The 14,200-nt window shown below is 74.4% G+C and carries 15 protein-coding genes; 7 read left to right on the top strand and 8 right to left on the bottom strand.

The genetic code is table 11. The features are described 5' to 3' along the window. Window positions 1-77: 77 nt before the first annotated feature. Window positions 78-1,196, top strand: coding sequence for a CapA family protein (locus tag ACZ6ZR_RS01265; protein WP_465638107.1), 1,119 nt, complete (start codon window positions 78-80; stop codon window positions 1,194-1,196). A 9-nt stretch (window positions 1,197-1,205) separates the two neighbouring features. Here ACZ6ZR_RS01265 and ACZ6ZR_RS01270 read toward each other — a convergent pair whose 3' ends face one another. The 3 genes from ACZ6ZR_RS01270 to ACZ6ZR_RS01280 form a co-directional block, all read right to left on the bottom strand. Further along, entirely contained in the window at window positions 1,206-2,114 is a 909-nt protein-coding gene (locus ACZ6ZR_RS01270; protein ID WP_465638109.1) for an ABC transporter substrate-binding protein, read from the bottom strand. Window positions 2,115-2,344: 230 nt separating this feature from the next. Then, the gene (locus ACZ6ZR_RS01275; protein ID WP_465638111.1) at window positions 2,345-2,776 is read right to left on the bottom strand and encodes a YchJ family protein; all 432 of its coding nucleotides are present in this window, start codon (window positions 2,774-2,776) and stop codon (window positions 2,345-2,347) included. Between the two features lie 45 nt (window positions 2,777-2,821). Next, window positions 2,822-3,304 (bottom strand): RNA-binding S4 domain-containing protein, encoded by a 483-nt coding sequence (locus ACZ6ZR_RS01280; protein WP_465638490.1) that lies wholly within the window; start codon window positions 3,302-3,304, stop codon window positions 2,822-2,824. Window positions 3,305-3,307: 3 nt separating this feature from the next. Between ACZ6ZR_RS01280 and ACZ6ZR_RS01285 the strand changes: the two genes are divergently transcribed. Together ACZ6ZR_RS01285 and trxA are read left to right on the top strand one after the other, a co-directional pair. Next, window positions 3,308-3,727, top strand: a complete 420-nt coding sequence (locus ACZ6ZR_RS01285) for a MerR family transcriptional regulator (RefSeq protein ID WP_465638113.1) — start codon at window positions 3,308-3,310, stop codon at window positions 3,725-3,727. 46 nt (window positions 3,728-3,773) lie between these two features. Continuing rightward, window positions 3,774-4,100: a thioredoxin gene (gene trxA / locus ACZ6ZR_RS01290; protein ID WP_345281460.1), complete on the top strand. Its 327-nt coding sequence runs from the start codon at window positions 3,774-3,776 to the stop codon at window positions 4,098-4,100. A 39-nt stretch (window positions 4,101-4,139) separates the two neighbouring features. Here the strand turns inward: trxA and ACZ6ZR_RS01295 are convergent, their stop codons facing one another. From ACZ6ZR_RS01295 to ACZ6ZR_RS01310, 4 genes are all read right to left on the bottom strand, one after another. Beyond that, entirely contained in the window at window positions 4,140-5,084 is a 945-nt protein-coding gene (locus ACZ6ZR_RS01295) for a DNA/RNA non-specific endonuclease (RefSeq protein WP_465638116.1), read from the bottom strand. A 104-nt stretch (window positions 5,085-5,188) separates the two neighbouring features. Then, window positions 5,189-6,697: a 4Fe-4S binding protein gene (locus ACZ6ZR_RS01300; protein ID WP_465638118.1), complete on the bottom strand. Its 1,509-nt coding sequence runs from the start codon at window positions 6,695-6,697 to the stop codon at window positions 5,189-5,191. Between the two features lie 63 nt (window positions 6,698-6,760). Further along, on the bottom strand, window positions 6,761-7,690 hold the full coding sequence (locus ACZ6ZR_RS01305) for an AurF N-oxygenase family protein (RefSeq protein ID WP_465638120.1): 930 nt from the start codon (window positions 7,688-7,690) through the stop codon (window positions 6,761-6,763). Between the two features lie 151 nt (window positions 7,691-7,841). Beyond that, on the bottom strand, window positions 7,842-8,345 hold the full coding sequence (locus ACZ6ZR_RS01310; protein WP_465638122.1) for a MarR family winged helix-turn-helix transcriptional regulator: 504 nt from the start codon (window positions 8,343-8,345) through the stop codon (window positions 7,842-7,844). Between the two features lie 61 nt (window positions 8,346-8,406). Here ACZ6ZR_RS01310 and ACZ6ZR_RS01315 point away from each other — a divergent pair, with 61 nt between their 5' ends. From ACZ6ZR_RS01315 to ACZ6ZR_RS01325, 3 genes are read left to right on the top strand one after another with little or no spacing between them, the layout of a single operon-like run. Then, on the top strand, window positions 8,407-9,147 hold the full coding sequence (locus ACZ6ZR_RS01315) for a hypothetical protein (protein WP_465638124.1): 741 nt from the start codon (window positions 8,407-8,409) through the stop codon (window positions 9,145-9,147). Continuing rightward, complete coding sequence (locus ACZ6ZR_RS01320; protein WP_465638126.1) at window positions 9,144-10,019, top strand: SGNH/GDSL hydrolase family protein; 876 nt, start codon at window positions 9,144-9,146, stop codon at window positions 10,017-10,019. The genes ACZ6ZR_RS01315 and ACZ6ZR_RS01320 overlap by 4 nt, the downstream gene beginning before the upstream one ends. Next, the gene (locus ACZ6ZR_RS01325) at window positions 10,016-10,660 is read left to right on the top strand and encodes an NAD(P)-dependent oxidoreductase (protein ID WP_465638128.1); all 645 of its coding nucleotides are present in this window, start codon (window positions 10,016-10,018) and stop codon (window positions 10,658-10,660) included. The genes ACZ6ZR_RS01320 and ACZ6ZR_RS01325 overlap by 4 nt, the downstream gene beginning before the upstream one ends. A gap of 19 nt (window positions 10,661-10,679) precedes the next feature. Here the strand turns inward: ACZ6ZR_RS01325 and ACZ6ZR_RS01330 are convergent, their stop codons facing one another. After that, complete coding sequence (locus ACZ6ZR_RS01330) at window positions 10,680-11,087, bottom strand: hypothetical protein (RefSeq protein ID WP_465638130.1); 408 nt, start codon at window positions 11,085-11,087, stop codon at window positions 10,680-10,682. Between the two features lie 494 nt (window positions 11,088-11,581). Between ACZ6ZR_RS01330 and ACZ6ZR_RS01335 the strand changes: the two genes are divergently transcribed. Then, window positions 11,582-14,152 (top strand): hypothetical protein, encoded by a 2,571-nt coding sequence (locus tag ACZ6ZR_RS01335; protein ID WP_465638132.1) that lies wholly within the window; start codon window positions 11,582-11,584, stop codon window positions 14,150-14,152. Window positions 14,153-14,200 lie beyond the last annotated feature (48 nt).

Consider the following 14,200-nt stretch of genomic DNA (forward strand, 5'->3'; position numbering starts at 1 on the left):
GGGGGAACTGTGTTCCCGAGGTGGGGGCATGTCGTACTGTCAGGTGCTCATGTATCGATCTCGGGGGGATTCTCGTCATGCGCCGTGCCGTGTCCGCAGCCGCTCTGGTGGCCGCCCTGGTCCTGGTCGCCGGGTGCGGTGAGGAGCCGCATCCGGCGGGCGGTGACCACGTGGAGCCCGGCTCCACGAAGTCGTCCGCCGCTCCGCAGAGCTCCGGCGGGGCGGCCCCGCCCGCCGCTCCGGCCGCGCCCGGGACGACCTTCACGGTGGCGTTCGCGGGGGACGTGCACTTCGAGGGGCGGACCGAGGCGCGGCTGAACGTCAAGGCGCCGGAGCAGGCGCTCGGCGCGATCTCCAAGAAGCTGGCCGACGCCGACCTCTCGGTGCTGAACCTGGAGACCGCGATCACCGAGCGCGGCGCGCCGGAGGTGAAGACCTACACCTTCCGCACCCCGGCCCGCTCGCTCAAGGTGCTCCAGGACTCGGGGGTGGACGTGGTCTCGCTCGCCAACAACCACGCCGTGGACTTCGGCCAGCCCGGGCTCACCGACACGCTGGCGGCCAAGGCCTCCTCGCCGATACCGGTGGTCGGCTTCGGCAAGGACGCCACCGAGGCCTTCGCCCCGTACGTGGCGGAGGTCAAGGGCGTGAAGGTCGCGGTGCTGGCGGCCAGTCAGGTCGACGAGGAGACCAACCGGAAGTGGCGGGCCGGGGCCGGCAAGCCCGGGATCGCCTCGGCGCTGGACGAGGCCGCGCTGCTGAAGGCGGTGGCCCAGGCCAAGGCGCAGGCCCCGGTGGTGCTGGTCTACCTGCACTGGGGGGAGGAGGGGAAGGCCTGCCCGACCGCCGCGCAGACCTCGATCGCGAAGAAGCTCTCCGCCGCCGGGGCGAACGCCGTGGTCGGCACCCACGCCCACACCATGCTGGGCGCGGGCATGCTCGGCTCCACCTACGTGGCGTACGGCTTCGGCAACTTCCTCTGGTACGGCACCTCCAGCTACGCCAACTCCAACGAGACCGGCGTGACCACCCTGACCCTCACGGCCGAGGGCAAGGTGGCCGGCGAGGAGTTCACCCCGGCCCAGGTCAGCGGGCAGGGTGTGCCCGTGCCGGAGACCGGGGCACAGGCCGCCGCGTCGCTCAAGCGGCGCGACGGGCTGCGCGGCTGCACGGGCCTGGCCCCGGTCTCCAGGTAGGACGACGGGTCAGCGGCCGCCGTTGACCACGGCGCTGGAGACGCCGCCGGCCGGGACGTTCCAGCGGGCCAGGACCTTGTCGTACTCGCCGTCGCGGATCAGCTGGTCGAGCACCTTGGCCAGCACGTCGCGCAGCGCGGTGGAGTCCTTGGGCAGGGTGATCCCGTATGGGCTGGTCTGGAACTGACCGCCCGTCACCTGGAAGCGGCCCTTGCCCTGGCCGTCCTGGGTGTTGTACTCGGCCACCGGGTAGTCGTTGAGGTCGGCGACGGCCCGCCCGGCGGACACCTCGGCCAGGGCCTGCTGGTCGTTGTCCGTCCGGCGGATGGTCAGCGGCTTGCCGGTCTTGGCGCAGGCGGCGGTCTGCCGCTGGGCGATCTCGTCCTGGACGGTGCCGCGCTGGAGCGCGACGGTCTGGCCGCACAGGTCGTCCAGCGAGCCGATCCGGGCCGGGTTGCCCTGCCGGACCAGGATCGAGGTGCCGGTGACGAAGTAGTCGACGAAGTCCACGCCGGAGTCGGCGGTGCGGCCCTGGTCGTCCAGGCCGAGCTGGCGCTGGCGGGTGTCCAGCACGGCCGACATGGCCAGGTCGACCCGGTGCTCGCGGACGGCCGGGAGGACCTGCTCGAACGGCATGTCGGTGAACTCCGTCCGCAGCCCCAGCCGGGAGGCCAGGAGGCGGGCCAGGTCCACGTCCAGGCCGGCCGGGGTGCCGTCCGCCTCCTTGAAGTCGACGGGTGGGTAGTTGAGGTCGGAGGCGATCCGCAGGACGCCCGCATCCCTTACGGCGCGCGGGAGTTGGGAGCGGAGGTGGCTGGGGGAGGACCCCGGTTGTCCGGTGGTGGTACTGGCGCAGGCGGCCAGCGTCAGGCAGCCCAGGACCGCGAGGGCGCGGCCGGGCACGGTGCAGACGTGCATGGCGAGGGTGCTTCCTGAGGGAGGGAAGTGTGAGGGGAGCCGCCGCCGTCGGGCTGCCGGGGTTGTGCAGCCTGCCAGGGTGCGGGCCTCGCCGTGCCCCTGATACCGCCGCTGTGTGAGCGGCCGGCCGGTCGGCGCAAAGGCCCGCCGTACGGGGCGGGACCGCCATCCTCGCACCCCGGGCCGCGCGGAGTGCCACCACCCCCTGGCTGGGGCGGAGCCCCCTGCCGCTACTCGGCGTCGAGGTAGACCCAGGCGCCGTCCTCGCGGACGAAGCGGCTGTGCTCGCGCATCGAGCCCTCCTCGCCGCCGTCGCGGTAGTGCGCCCGGAAGGTGACGGTGCCCTCGGTGTGGAAGGCCCCGCCCTCGGTGGTGGCCAGCACCTCCAGCCGCTCCCAGACCAGGCCCGGGTCGAAGTCCAGCGACCCCGGGCGGGTGGCGGCGGCCCAGCTGCGCAGCAGGTACGGCTCGTCGTGCACGGCGAAGGCGCTGTAGCGCGAGCGCATCAGCTGCTCGGCGGTGGCGGCGGTCTTCTCGCCCCGGTGCAGCGGCCCGCAGCACTCGCCGTACGCGGCCGCCCGCCCGCACGGGCAGGGGACGGTGCCGCGGAGGACGGGAGCGGCGGGGCGGGGTGCGGGCGCGGGCTTGCGGCGTCGGGACATCGCACCATTGTCGCCCACGCCCTCGGGCCCCTCCGGCCATCCAGCTCAGAGCCCGCGCAGGCGCTCCAGCTCGCGGCGGTCGCGCTTGGTCGGGCGGCCGGTGCCGCGGTCGCGGAGGCCGAGCTCGGCGGCCGCCTCGCGGGTCGGGGGCGGCGGGCTGTCGTCCCGGTAGCAGTCGACGGCGACCTCGGCGCCGACCCGCTTGCGGATCAGCTTCCGGACCGTCACCACCCGCTCCCGGCCGTCGTGGAAGAGCCGCACCACGTCGCCCTCGCGGACCACCTGGGCGGGCTTGGCCCGCTCGTCGTTGACCTTGACGTGCCCGGCCCGGCAGGCCGCACCGGCCATGGAGCGGGTCTTGGTCAGCCGTACCGACCAGATCCAGCTGTCCACCCGTACGCTCTGCACATCCTCCGCCATGGCCCCGACCCTACCTCCGGCCGGGTGCGGGTACGCCGGATTTCCGGCCGGTGCGCGGGCCCGGGGGAAGGGGCTGGCGTTGACGTCGGGGGCAAGGTCTACCGTCAGGGCATGCGGATCGGCGAACTCGCGGCACGGGCCAACACGACCACGCGCACCCTGCGCTACTACGAGTCGCGCGGACTGCTGCCCGCGCGCCGGAGCGTCAACGGCTACCGCAGCTACGACGAGGAGGACCTGCGGCTGCTGCGGCAGATCCGGATGCTCCAGGACTTCGGCTTCGAGCTGGAGGACACCCGGCCGTTCGTGGAGTGCCTGCGGGCCGGCCACCCGGCCGGGGACTCCTGCCCGGCCTCGCTCCAGGTCTACCGGGCCAAGCTGGCCGAGCTGGACGAGTGCATCGACCGGCTGCGGCAGGTCCGCGACCAGGTCGGGGCCCAACTCCTGCGCGCGGAGGAGGACATGGCGCGGCTCGCCGGGGAGGCGGCCGAGGCCGGGCCCTCCTGCGAGCTCGTTCCGCACCATCCCTGACGGATCCCGAACGGATCCCCAACCCGCCCGAAGGAGGGCCCATCCGATGAGTGCTCAGCTGACCTCGGTCACCGACGAGACCTTCGCCGCCGAGGTGCTCGCGGCCGACCTGCCGGTCCTGGTCAAGTTCACCGCCGACTGGTGCCCGCCCTGCCGGATGGTCGCCCCGGTGCTGGCGGAGATCGCCGCCGAGCGGGCCGGCACCCTGCGGGTGGTCCAGCTCGACGTGGACAGCAATCCGGAGACCCAGGCCGCCTACAGCGTGCTGTCGATGCCCACCATGATGGTCTTCCGCAACGGTGAGCCGGTGAAGTCGGTGGTCGGTGCCCGGGCCAAGGCGCGGCTGCTGCGCGAGCTGGACGACGTGCTCTGACAGGACGTGCGCCGAGGGGCCCGGACCGCCGACCGGCCGTCAGAACACGATCTGGTCCAGCTCGGAGAGCTCCGTCCAGCGGTGCTGCGGCGGGGCGCCCTCGGGCACCGGGCCGGGGCGTAGGCGGTCGGCGCCGGGCAGCGGCCCGAGGTCCAGGCCGGTGAGGGCGGCGATGTCGGACACCGGGGTCTGGAAGGTCCGGAACGCGCCGAGCGGCGGCACGGCTCCGGCCGCCTCGGCGGCGGCCAGCGCCGGGCCGGCCGTGGCGAGGTCCGGGCTCTGGTCCAACAGGTAGGCGGTGGAGGCCAGTTCGCCGTCCTCGGTGAGGAAGGCGGTCACCTTCCAGAAGCTCAGCGGAATGCGTACGCCCCGGTACGGCGGATCGGACACCCGCAGCACCGGGCCGCTCAGCACCACCAGCTTGCGCTCGGAGTCGGCGGCGTGGTCCAGCAGGTAGCTCTCCAGGCCGAGCCAGAGCAGCTTGCCCCGGTTGAACTCCTCCGACTGCGGCGCGGCGTTGGTGAGGTAGAAGGTGTCGTCGTTGGCCTGGAGTGCCTCGGCCTCCCCGCCCCAGACCGGGTCGAGCCGACGGACCAGGTGGCCCCGGTCGAGCGTGTTGTGCTCGTAGACCGGGGCACCGGTCTGCTGGTCGGCGGGGATCCGGGGGTCGAAGCGCCAGGGGTCGTCCTCCCGTCGCAGGTCGCGCAGCCGGTGGCCGTCGATCGCCACGGCGGTCGCGGCCGCCATCCGCCGGTCCGGGCGGAAGACCACCGAGAAGTGGGTGTAGCGCAGCACCACCGTGCCGATGCCGGGATCGACCGGCAGCGGCAGCGGCACCTCGGGGCCCAGGAAGCGCGGGCGGTAGCCCCGGCGGCCCGCCAGCTCCGCCGGAGTGGGGGCGGGGGCGGGGGCCGGTGCGGGGCTCAGGTCGGAGGGGGAGGCGGGCCGAGGGGCGGGGTGGGGGTCGGGGGAGCTGGAGGTCATGGCGGCCCCCTACCTCCGCCCGGCTCCCGCCACACCTGGTGACACCCGTTCGGCGCAGACGTCGCGCGGAGTTCCCCTGTGGGGTGAGCGGGCGTCAGATCCCGTTACCGGTGGGCCCGTTGGCGGATCAGGCGGCCGAAGTCGGCGCCGGTGCCCGAGGGGGAGGGGAGGGTGCGGGCGGTGGCGTCGTCCAGCAGGGCGGCGACGGTCTCCTGCGCGCAGCCCCGGTTGCTGCCGATGCCGCCGACGGGGCCGCGCTTGGCCCAGCCGACCACGTAGGTGCCCGGTAGGGCCCGGCCGGTCGCCGGGTCGGTGACGCGGCCCAGCCGGTTGGGGACGGTCCCGGTGCGCCCGTCGTGCGGCAGGCCAGGGACGGGGGTGCCCCGGTGGCCGATGGAGCGGATCACCAGGCCGGCCGGGAGGGTGGTGACGGGGCCGTCGGAGCCGGTGGTCCGGACCTCGATCCCCTCCACCCGCTGCCCGCCGGTGAGGGCGGCCGGGGTGGTGTGGAAGCGCAGGGTGATCCGGCGGGTGCCCGCGGGCGGTGGCGGTGCGTCGGCCGGGACGGTCGGCAGTCCGGCGAGCAGTGCGGCCTTCTCGCCGGGCAGGGCCGCCGCGACGGTGGCCAGGGTGGCCCGGTCCTCCGCCAACACGAGCTCTACGCCGGGGAGTTGACGAAGAGCGAGGAACTCGGGCGCGGTCCAGGCGGCGTGCTCGGGGCCGCGGCGGGCCAGCAGGACCACCTCGCGCACCTTGCTGCCGCGCAGCGCGGTCAGCGCGTGGGCGGCGATCTCGGTGCCCGCCAGGCCGTCCGGGGCCTGGAGCAGGATGCGGGTGATGTCGAGGGCGACGTTGCCGTTGCCGACGACGACGGCGCGTTCGGCGGTGAGCGGGACGGCGTCGGCCGAGACCTCCGGGTCGCCGTTGTACCAGCCGACCACGGTGGTGGCGGGCAGGCTGCCGGGCAGCTCCTCGCCCGGCAGGCCCAGGCGGCGGTCGCCGTCGGCGCCGGTCGCGTAGACCACCGCGTGGTGGTGGGCGGCGAGTTCGGCGTGCGTGAGGTGGCGGCCGATCTCGGTGGAGAGGTGCAGCCGCAGCCGGGGGTGCCGGTAGACCTGCGCGAGGTGGCCCGCGATCCGCCGGGTGGTGGTGTGGTCGGGGGCGACGCCGAGCCGGAGCAGTCCGCCGCTGACGGCGCGTCGGTCCAGCACGGTGAGCTGGGCGTCGGTGGAGCGCAGCAGCTCCTGCGCGGTGTACGAGGCGGCCGGGCCGGTGCCGACGATGGCGATCCGCAGCGGCTCGGCCCGGGCGGGCAGGCTGCGCGGGAAGGAGGGCGCGCCCCAGGCGTGGTCGGTGGGGTTCTCCTCGTAGTAACGGCGGTTCAGTTCGACGAACACCGTGTCCGGGCCGGTGAGTTCGTCGGTCGGCCGGATCGCCTCGACCGGGCAGGCGTCGGCGCAGGCGCCGCAGTCGATGCACGCCTCGGGGTCGATGTAGAGCAGGTCGGTGCGGCCGAAGTCGGGCTCGTCGGGGGTGGGGTGGATGCAGTTGACGGGGCAGACCGCGACGCAGGTGGCGTCGTTGCAGCAGGAACGGGTGATCGCGTAGGCCATGGCCGGGTGGGGTCCTCGGTGCTGGGAGTCGTGGGGGTGGCTGCTGCTGATGCTGACGGTGGCTCAGAGCATGTCGACCCGGCGGTAGAGGGCCACGGCGCGGTCGGTGAGCAGGCCGTTGTCGGCCAGGAAGGCCATCAGGTGGGCGGAGCTGGTGCGCATCATCGCCTTGCGGTGCTGGTTGCCCCGCGCCTCCGCGACCGCCCGGACGGGGTCCAGCCCGGCGGCGGCGTAGACGCCCTTGTTGACCATGCTGGAGACGATCACGAACGCGGCGGTGGCGATCCCGCCCGCCGCTAGCCGGCGGCGCAACGGGCCCGCGCCGTACAGCCGTTCGCGGATCTCCTGGCGGGCGAACTTCATGTGGCGGGACTCCTCCACCACGTGGATCCGGGAGGTGCCGCGGACGATGTCGAGGACGTTCTCGCCGCGCATCCAGTCGCGCTGCATCACGTCCAGCACCTCCTCGGCGACCAGGATGCCGCCGTAGGCCATCTCACCCCGGGCGGTGGCCTTGAACAGGCGCCCGGCCTCCGCGAGCACGCGCTTGGGCTTGTACTGCGGGGCGCCCATCTTCTCGCAGGCGCGGGCGAACATGATGGAGTGCCGGCACTCGTCGGCGATCTCGGTGAGGGCGAAGCGGAACTCGGCGCTGCCCGGGTTCTTGAGGTACTGGTCGCGCAGCACCATCTGCTGGAGGATCATCTCGAACCAGATGCCGGTGCTCATGATCGAGCAGACCTCGTGCCGGGTGAGGGTGACCCGCTGACGCTCGGTCATCTCGTCCCAGAGCCGGGTGCCGTAGAGGGTGCTCCACTCCGGGTTGAGCCCGTAGTGCTCCTCCGGCAGCGGCGCGTCCCAGTCGATCTCGACGGACGGGTCGTAGGAGAGCCGGGCCGAGGAGTCCAGCAGCCGCCGGTACACCTCCTCGCCGTCGGCGAGCTCGAGCTGTGCTGTCCGTACTGTCCGTTCCACCGCACCGGTCCGGGCCATGGCTGCCTCCGTCGTACGCCCTCGCGAGCCCCGAGCCCGCTATTAGACGGAGAGTACAATAAGCGGGTCGCGACGAGAACCCCTCCGGCAGGGTGAAGCCAACTGCGCTTCGGTGGAAGGTGATTGGCGGCGGGTTCGCGGTGGGGTGCGGTCAGGCCTTCGGGCGGGCCGGGGGCTTGGGCAGGCCGCGGTAGCCCGGGTGGACGCCGGGGGTGAGGCCCTGCTGGTTGGCGACCAGGGTGAGCAGCTCGGCGAGCTGGGCCCGCTGGGCGGGGGTGAGGGCGGCCAGCAGGTCCGCCTCGTGGGCGGTGGCCACCTCGCGGACGGCGTGCAGCGACTGGAACCCCACCGCGGAGAGGTGCAGCTCGTGGTGGCGGCGGTCCTCGGTGCTGCGGCGGCGCTCGACCAGGCCCTTCTTCTCCAGGGCGTCGATCAGCGCGACCACCCGGCTGGGGACGACGCCCAGCTGCTCGGCGAGGGCCCGCTGGCTGAGCCCGGGGCGGGTCGCGATCATCCGCAGCAGGCCCACGTCGGGCGGGTTGAGACCGAGCTCGGCGGTCCGTTCGGCGAAGCGCGCGGCGGCGTGGCCGCCGACCTGGGCGAGCAGGAAGGCGGGGTTGGTCGGGGCCGGGGGCGGTTGCCGGTGGGTGCTCACGGGGTTATCGTACTGCCCAGAAAACGATTCTCTGCTGTGAACTATTCACCTGGGGGAACTGATGTCCACTCAGCCCGTTGAACACGGGGCCGGGCGGGAGGCCGTGCGGGAGACCGGACGGGAGGCGCAGGGCGGTCCACCGCCCGGCATCCTGGCCGTGGTCTTCACCGCGCTCTTCCTCGCCGCCCTGGTGCTCGGCACCCTGCTGGCCGACGGCGCCACCTTCCCCTCCCCGTTCGGGGAGACGGACGCGCTGGTGGCCTACTTCCGCGACCACGGCCAGGCGGTCCGCGTGATGGGTGCCCTCCAACTGGCCGCCTCCGTCCCGCTCGCCGTCTACGCCGCCACGGTCTCCGCCCGGCTGCACCGCCTCGGCGTCCGCGCCCCCGGAGCGACCATCGCGCTGGCCGGCGGCATCCTGGCCTCGGCCTTCCTGGCCTGCTCGGGCCTCACCCTCTGGGTGCTCTCCCGCCCCGAGGTCGCGGAGGCACCGGCCCTGCTCCGCGCCCTCGACTACGCGGCCTTCGCCGCCGGCGGTCCGGCCCACGTCGCGCCGCTCGGCCTGCTGGTGGCGGGCCTGGCCGTGCCGGGCCTGCTCGCCGGTCTGCTGCCGAGGTGGCTCGCGGTGGCCGGGCTGGTGATCGCGGTACTGGCGGAGCACTCGATGCTGGTCCTGCTGGCGGACGGCGTCGCGCCGGTGCTGCCGCTGGCCCGGTTCACCGCGCTGGCCTGGCTGGTCGCGGTCGGGTTCCTGCTGCCGAAGCGGCGGACGCGGGCGAACGAGCGCGGAGCGAAGGGATGACGACCATGGGACGCAAGGAAGTTGACGGGGCGGTGGCCGGGGATGGGGGCGCGGGCCGTCCGCCGGGTGCCGCCGGGCAGGCCGCCGGGCCGGCCGAGCGGCTGGTGCGGTACCAGCAGCCCGAGCGGGCCCTGCCGTACCTGGGGCGGCCCGGCCCGGCCGCGCTGGCGGCGCTGTTCGGGCTGGAGCCCGCCGTCTACGAGGGCCTGCTCGTGCGCTTCGAGGAGCAGGCCAGGGGCACCGCGGCCGAGTTGACGGCCGATCCGGCTTTCGCGGCGAGGGTGGCCGTCCTGCCGTTCCGGCCCGGGCAGCGGGTGCTGGTGATCGGTGAGAGCACCACCGCCGACCGGCTGTCCTGGTGCGAGATCCTGCGCCATCTGCTGCCCGTGGGCGTGGAGTTGGACAACCTCGCGGTCTCCGGCCGCACCACCACCGAGGCGCTCGGCCGGGCCCCCTGGCTGGCGTCGGCGGGCGTGCCGGACGCGGTGCTCTGCATGCTGGGCGCCAACGACCTGCGCCGCGGCGGCCCGTCCTGGGCCCGGCTGGTGAGCGCCGAGGAGACCGGGCGCAACCTGCGAGAACTGCGCAACTCCCTGCCACAGGTACCCTGGTGGTGGATCACCCCGAGCGCGGTGGACGAGGAACGGATCGCCGCCCACCCGCCGTTCCACCAGGCGGCGATCACCTGGCGGACCGAGGACGTCGCCTCGCTCGCCGGCCACCTGGCCGGACTCCCGGACCCGGTGGTCGACGTCCGGGCCGCCACCGAGGGGCGGCAGGCCGAGGACGGCCTCCACCTCACCCCGGACGGACAGCGGGCGGTCGCGGTGGCCGTGGTCGAGGCCCTGGCCGGCACGGCGGTGGAGCGGTGAAGCTGCTGCTGGCCGGCGCCACCGGCGGAACGGGCACCCAGGTGCTGGCCCAGGCCCTGACGGCGGGTCACCAGGTCACTGTCCTCGTCCGCGACCCGTCCCGTCTGACGCCCGCGGTCGTCGGAGCCGCCCGGGTGGTGACGGGCGACGTCCTGGCACCGGCGGCCGGCTGGCGGTCGGCATTGGCCGGACAGAACGCGGTGGTCTCCTGCCTGGGTGCCACCGACGGCCGGGGCCCGACCCAGGTGTACTCGCGGGGCACGGCGAACCTGGTGGCCGCCATGCGGGAGCACGGCGTGCCCCGGCTGCTCTGCCTCTCCTCGGCCGGGCTCGACCCCGAGCCGGACGTCCCGTGGTACCAACGGCTCGTCATCCGCCTCGCGGTGCAGCCCCGTTACCGCCACGCCTACGCCGACATGGCCGCGATGGAGGCTGCCCTGGCGGCGGCACCCGAGCCGGACTGGACGGTTGTCCGGCCGCCGATGCTCACCGACGGGCCGTTCACAGGCCACTACCGGACGGCCGTCGCCACCCGCCTGCCCCGCCCGGGCCGGATCTCCCGCGCCGACCTCGCCCACTACCTGCTGGCCGCCCTGGACGACCCGGCCACCCACCGGGCGGTGGTCGAGATCGGCTACTGACCGCCTCTGGTCGGAGAGTTCAGGGGCGGCCGGTGAGGGTGACGATCGAGGAGTCCCAGTCCGGGCCGTGGTCGACGATCGCGGAGAGCACCACGTCGGTGTGCCGGGTCCAGGAGTTCACCCGCTCCTGGACCCCCTGCTTGCAGGCCTTCTCGACGGTGTCACCGCCGAGGTAGCTGCCCAGGTGCATGTTGACCACCTTCAGTTCCACGCAGCCCTTGGTGGACTCCACGTAGCCACGCAGCCGGAAGCCGCCGCTCTCCTTGGTGACGGTCAGCCGGGCGATGCCGCCGACCGAACCGTCCCCGGCGTGGGCGTCCAGCGCGATGCTCTGCTGCTGCAGCATGCCCCGGGGGCCGGCCGCGGAGGCCGCCGCGGGCAGCGCGGCGACGAGCACGGCGGTGACGAGAAGGACGGTCCTGCGCACGGGTTCTCCTAGGCCGATCGGACGACGACGGTCCCTGCCCAACGCCCACCGCCCGCACCGGTCACGCGAGTTGGTCCACCCGGGGTAGGCGGTCGGCAGCGACCGGCCGCGAACGCCGGAAAGGCCGGGCAGCGCGAGGCTGCCCGGCCGATCCGGCGTGCGGGGTGACGTGCGGTCAGGAGGGAGCGGGGTGACGTGCGGTCAGGAGAGGAGCCAGTCGGCCACCGCCTTCGCGGCGCCGTCGGCGAGGCCGCCGATCGCGGCGGCCGTGACGACCAGCAGGAGGTGACGGGTGTAGCGGCGCATGGGAGCGTCCTTCGCGGAGAGTACGGGCAGGGCGCCGGCCGGCGATGCCGGTATCTTCGACCCGGGGCGCACCGGGGAGCCGGTCGGCGAAGGAATCCGGACGGGCCGCAGGTCGGTGCAGGTCAGCGGCGTGCGCGGGGCCTGTTCGGGGACGATCTTCGAACGGGCCCGGCCGGGAGGGAGCGGGCGTGGACGAGAAGGCCTTCGGTCAGGTGCTCCAGGAGGTCCGGGCCCGGGCCGGCGGGCCGAGCCTCAGCAAGCTGGCGAAGATCGGTGGGCCGCCCGCTTCGACGCTGAGCCCGGTGCTGAACGGTTCCTTCCACCGGCCGCCCGACCTCGGCCTGGTGCTGAGCTACCTGAGGGCCTGCCAGAAGTACGCCGCTGACCACGGTGCGCCGATCCCCAGGTCGCTCACCGACGAGCAGCTCTGGCGTGACCGGCTGGACCGGTTGACGGCCGTCCTGGAGGACCGCGAGCGCAGGGCGCCTCCGCCCGGCCCGACCTGGCTCGTGCCCTGGGCGACGAGCGCGACGGCGGCGGAGCCGGACCTGAACTGGAGCCCGAGCGCCCTGCTCGCCGAGGGCAGCCGCCAAGTCCCGTTCGTCGGACGGGAACCCGCCCACCGACGGCTGGCCGAATGGCGGGATGCCGAGCACGCCGACCCGGCGGCCGTACGGCTGCTGGTGGGCCCGGGAGGGCAGGGAAAGAGCCGGCTCGCGGCACGCCTGGCCGAGCTCAGCCCGGCGGGCTGGACGGTCTGGCGCGCCAGGTGGCGCCCCGGCGGGGCGGAGGGCCGTGTCGCGGTGCTCCCGGGGCCGACCGGCCGGAAGGCGCTGGTGGTGGTCGACTACGCGGACCGCTGGCCGGGCCACGACCTGGAGTCACTGCTGGAGCAACTCGTCGTGGCAGAGGGCGGGTTGCTGCGGGTGCTGCTGATCGCCCGCTCGGAGGTCTTCTGGTACCGGCACGTCCATGCCCTGCGGCGGTTCGGCTACGCGGTGGCCGATCCGGACCGCCTGGCCGGGCTGCCGGCCGGAACGGACGACCGCGCCGAGATGTACGTGGCGGCACGCACGGCGTACGCGAAGGCGCTCGGTGTGCGGTTGCACGACCCGGAGACGGTCCCGGCCCGGCTCCGGGACGGACGCTTCGGGCTGGTGCTCGCGGTGCACATGGAGGCCTTGGCCTCGGTCTACCAGCGGCTGACCGGTTGTCAGGAGACCGAGCACGACGAGGCCGGGCTCTCCGCCGACCTACTCGACCGCGAACGGGACCACTGGCGGCGGCTCCGGGAGGCCGGGGCGATCTCCCTCGACGACGGCACGATGGCACGGGCGGTGGTGGTCGCCACCTTGGTCCAGGGAGCCGGGCACGAGGACGCCGTCGCGGCACTGCGGGCGGCCGGAGTCGCGGAGACGGACCGGGAGGCTCGGGAGGTGCTCCGGGACCACGCCGTGGCCTACCCGTCGGAGGACGAGTTCACCGAGCTCGCCCCGCTGCGCCCCGACCGCCTGGGCGAGGACCTGATCGGACTCACGGTGCCGGGGGGCGGAGTCCGGCGCCGCCTCACCCAGCCATGGGCGGACCGGGTCTGCGTGCGGTTGCTGGCCCGTCCGGGCGGCAGTGCCTCGGCGGAGGTGCCCGCCTGGGCCCGTCCGGTGCTGGAGGTGGTGACGGCGGCGGCCCTCAGGTGGAGACACCTGGCCGCCCGTCAGCTGGCTCCCGTCCTGATGGCCGATCCGGAGCTGATGGGAGCGGCGAGCAGCGCGGCGCTGGCCACCCTCGGTGAACTCAAGGGCCTGGACCCGGCGTTGCTCGTGCGGGTGGCCCTCGCACTGCCCTGGAGGCGTCCGGAGATCGACCTGGGCGCGGCCGTCCTGGCCCGGAAGCTGCGGACGGTCGTGCTCGCGCTGGCCTCCGCGCCCGACCAGCGCGTCGAGGCGCACCACTGGCTCGCCTTCCGGATGATCAACGGTGGTCACGACGAGGAGGGGCTGGCGGAGATCGAGGCGGCCGTGGCGCTCCTGCGCGTGCGGGTGGCCGAGGAGGCCGGTGACCTGCGGGCCAGGTACGTGCTTGCCGTCATGCTGGACAACAAGGGCTTCGTCCTCCAGCGGCTGGACCGGGACGCGGAGGCGGAACGGGCCACCCGGGAGGCGGTGGCGGAGTTCGAGGCGCTGCTCGCGGAGGGCGGTGGGGACGGCGGTGCGGAGAGCGGGCTGGTGGCGGCGCTCGGCTGGAGCCTGGCCAACCTCGCCGGCCGCGAACTGCCCCCGCAGGAGCGGCTCTCCGTGGCGGATCGGGCCATCGGGATCGGACGCTCGCTCACTGCCGGAGATGCGGCCCGGCCCGACGTGGAGCTGGCCGGAGCACTGCACAACCGAGCCGAGGCGCTCGCGGAGCTGGGGTTGATCGCCGAGGCCGTGCGGGACGTCCGGGAGGCGGTGGAGATCCGCACCGAGCAGGCCCGCCGGGACTTCGGCGGCAGTGCCAGGAACCTGGTGACGGTGCTCCGGGCCCAGGCGGAGCTGCTCGACCGGGTGGAGGACGCCGCGGGCGCGTCGTCGTCGCGTTCGCGCGCGGTCGAGGTCGCCCGGAAGCTGCACGCCCTCAGCCCGACCGGGGAACACGTCGAGCTGCTGCGGAACTGCCTCCGCTCCCTCGCCCTGGCGGATGGCGCGGATGCGGCGACCGGGGCGCTGGTCCGGAGGCGGGCGAGCCTGCGTCCGACGGAGCAGTTCGGCCGAATCGACGGGTGAGGCACCTCCGGTGCGGAGGGGTTCGACGGGGGCGGGCAGGATCGCGGT

It is taken from the genome of Kitasatospora sp. NPDC088742, assembly GCF_055584905.1.

Excerpts from the sequence above, each read along its gene's own strand:
- ACZ6ZR_RS01305 (WP_465638120.1), bottom strand. The coding sequence starts at position 7,690 with ATGGCCCGGACCGGTGCGGTGGAACGGACAGTACGGACAGCACAGCTC.
- ACZ6ZR_RS01300 (WP_465638118.1), bottom strand. The coding sequence starts at position 6,697 with ATGGCCTACGCGATCACCCGTTCCTGCTGCAACGACGCCACCTGCGTC.
- ACZ6ZR_RS01320 (WP_465638126.1), top strand. The coding sequence starts at position 9,144 with ATGACGACCATGGGACGCAAGGAAGTTGACGGGGCGGTGGCCGGGGAT.
- ACZ6ZR_RS01285 (WP_465638113.1), top strand. The coding sequence starts at position 3,308 with ATGCGGATCGGCGAACTCGCGGCACGGGCCAACACGACCACGCGCACC.
- ACZ6ZR_RS01275 (WP_465638111.1), bottom strand. The coding sequence starts at position 2,776 with ATGTCCCGACGCCGCAAGCCCGCGCCCGCACCCCGCCCCGCCGCTCCC.
- ACZ6ZR_RS01265 (WP_465638107.1), top strand. The coding sequence starts at position 78 with ATGCGCCGTGCCGTGTCCGCAGCCGCTCTGGTGGCCGCCCTGGTCCTG.
- ACZ6ZR_RS01270 (WP_465638109.1), bottom strand. The coding sequence starts at position 2,114 with ATGCACGTCTGCACCGTGCCCGGCCGCGCCCTCGCGGTCCTGGGCTGC.
- trxA (WP_345281460.1), top strand. The coding sequence starts at position 3,774 with ATGAGTGCTCAGCTGACCTCGGTCACCGACGAGACCTTCGCCGCCGAG.
- ACZ6ZR_RS01315 (WP_465638124.1), top strand. The coding sequence starts at position 8,407 with ATGTCCACTCAGCCCGTTGAACACGGGGCCGGGCGGGAGGCCGTGCGG.
- ACZ6ZR_RS01295 (WP_465638116.1), bottom strand. The coding sequence starts at position 5,084 with ATGACCTCCAGCTCCCCCGACCCCCACCCCGCCCCTCGGCCCGCCTCC.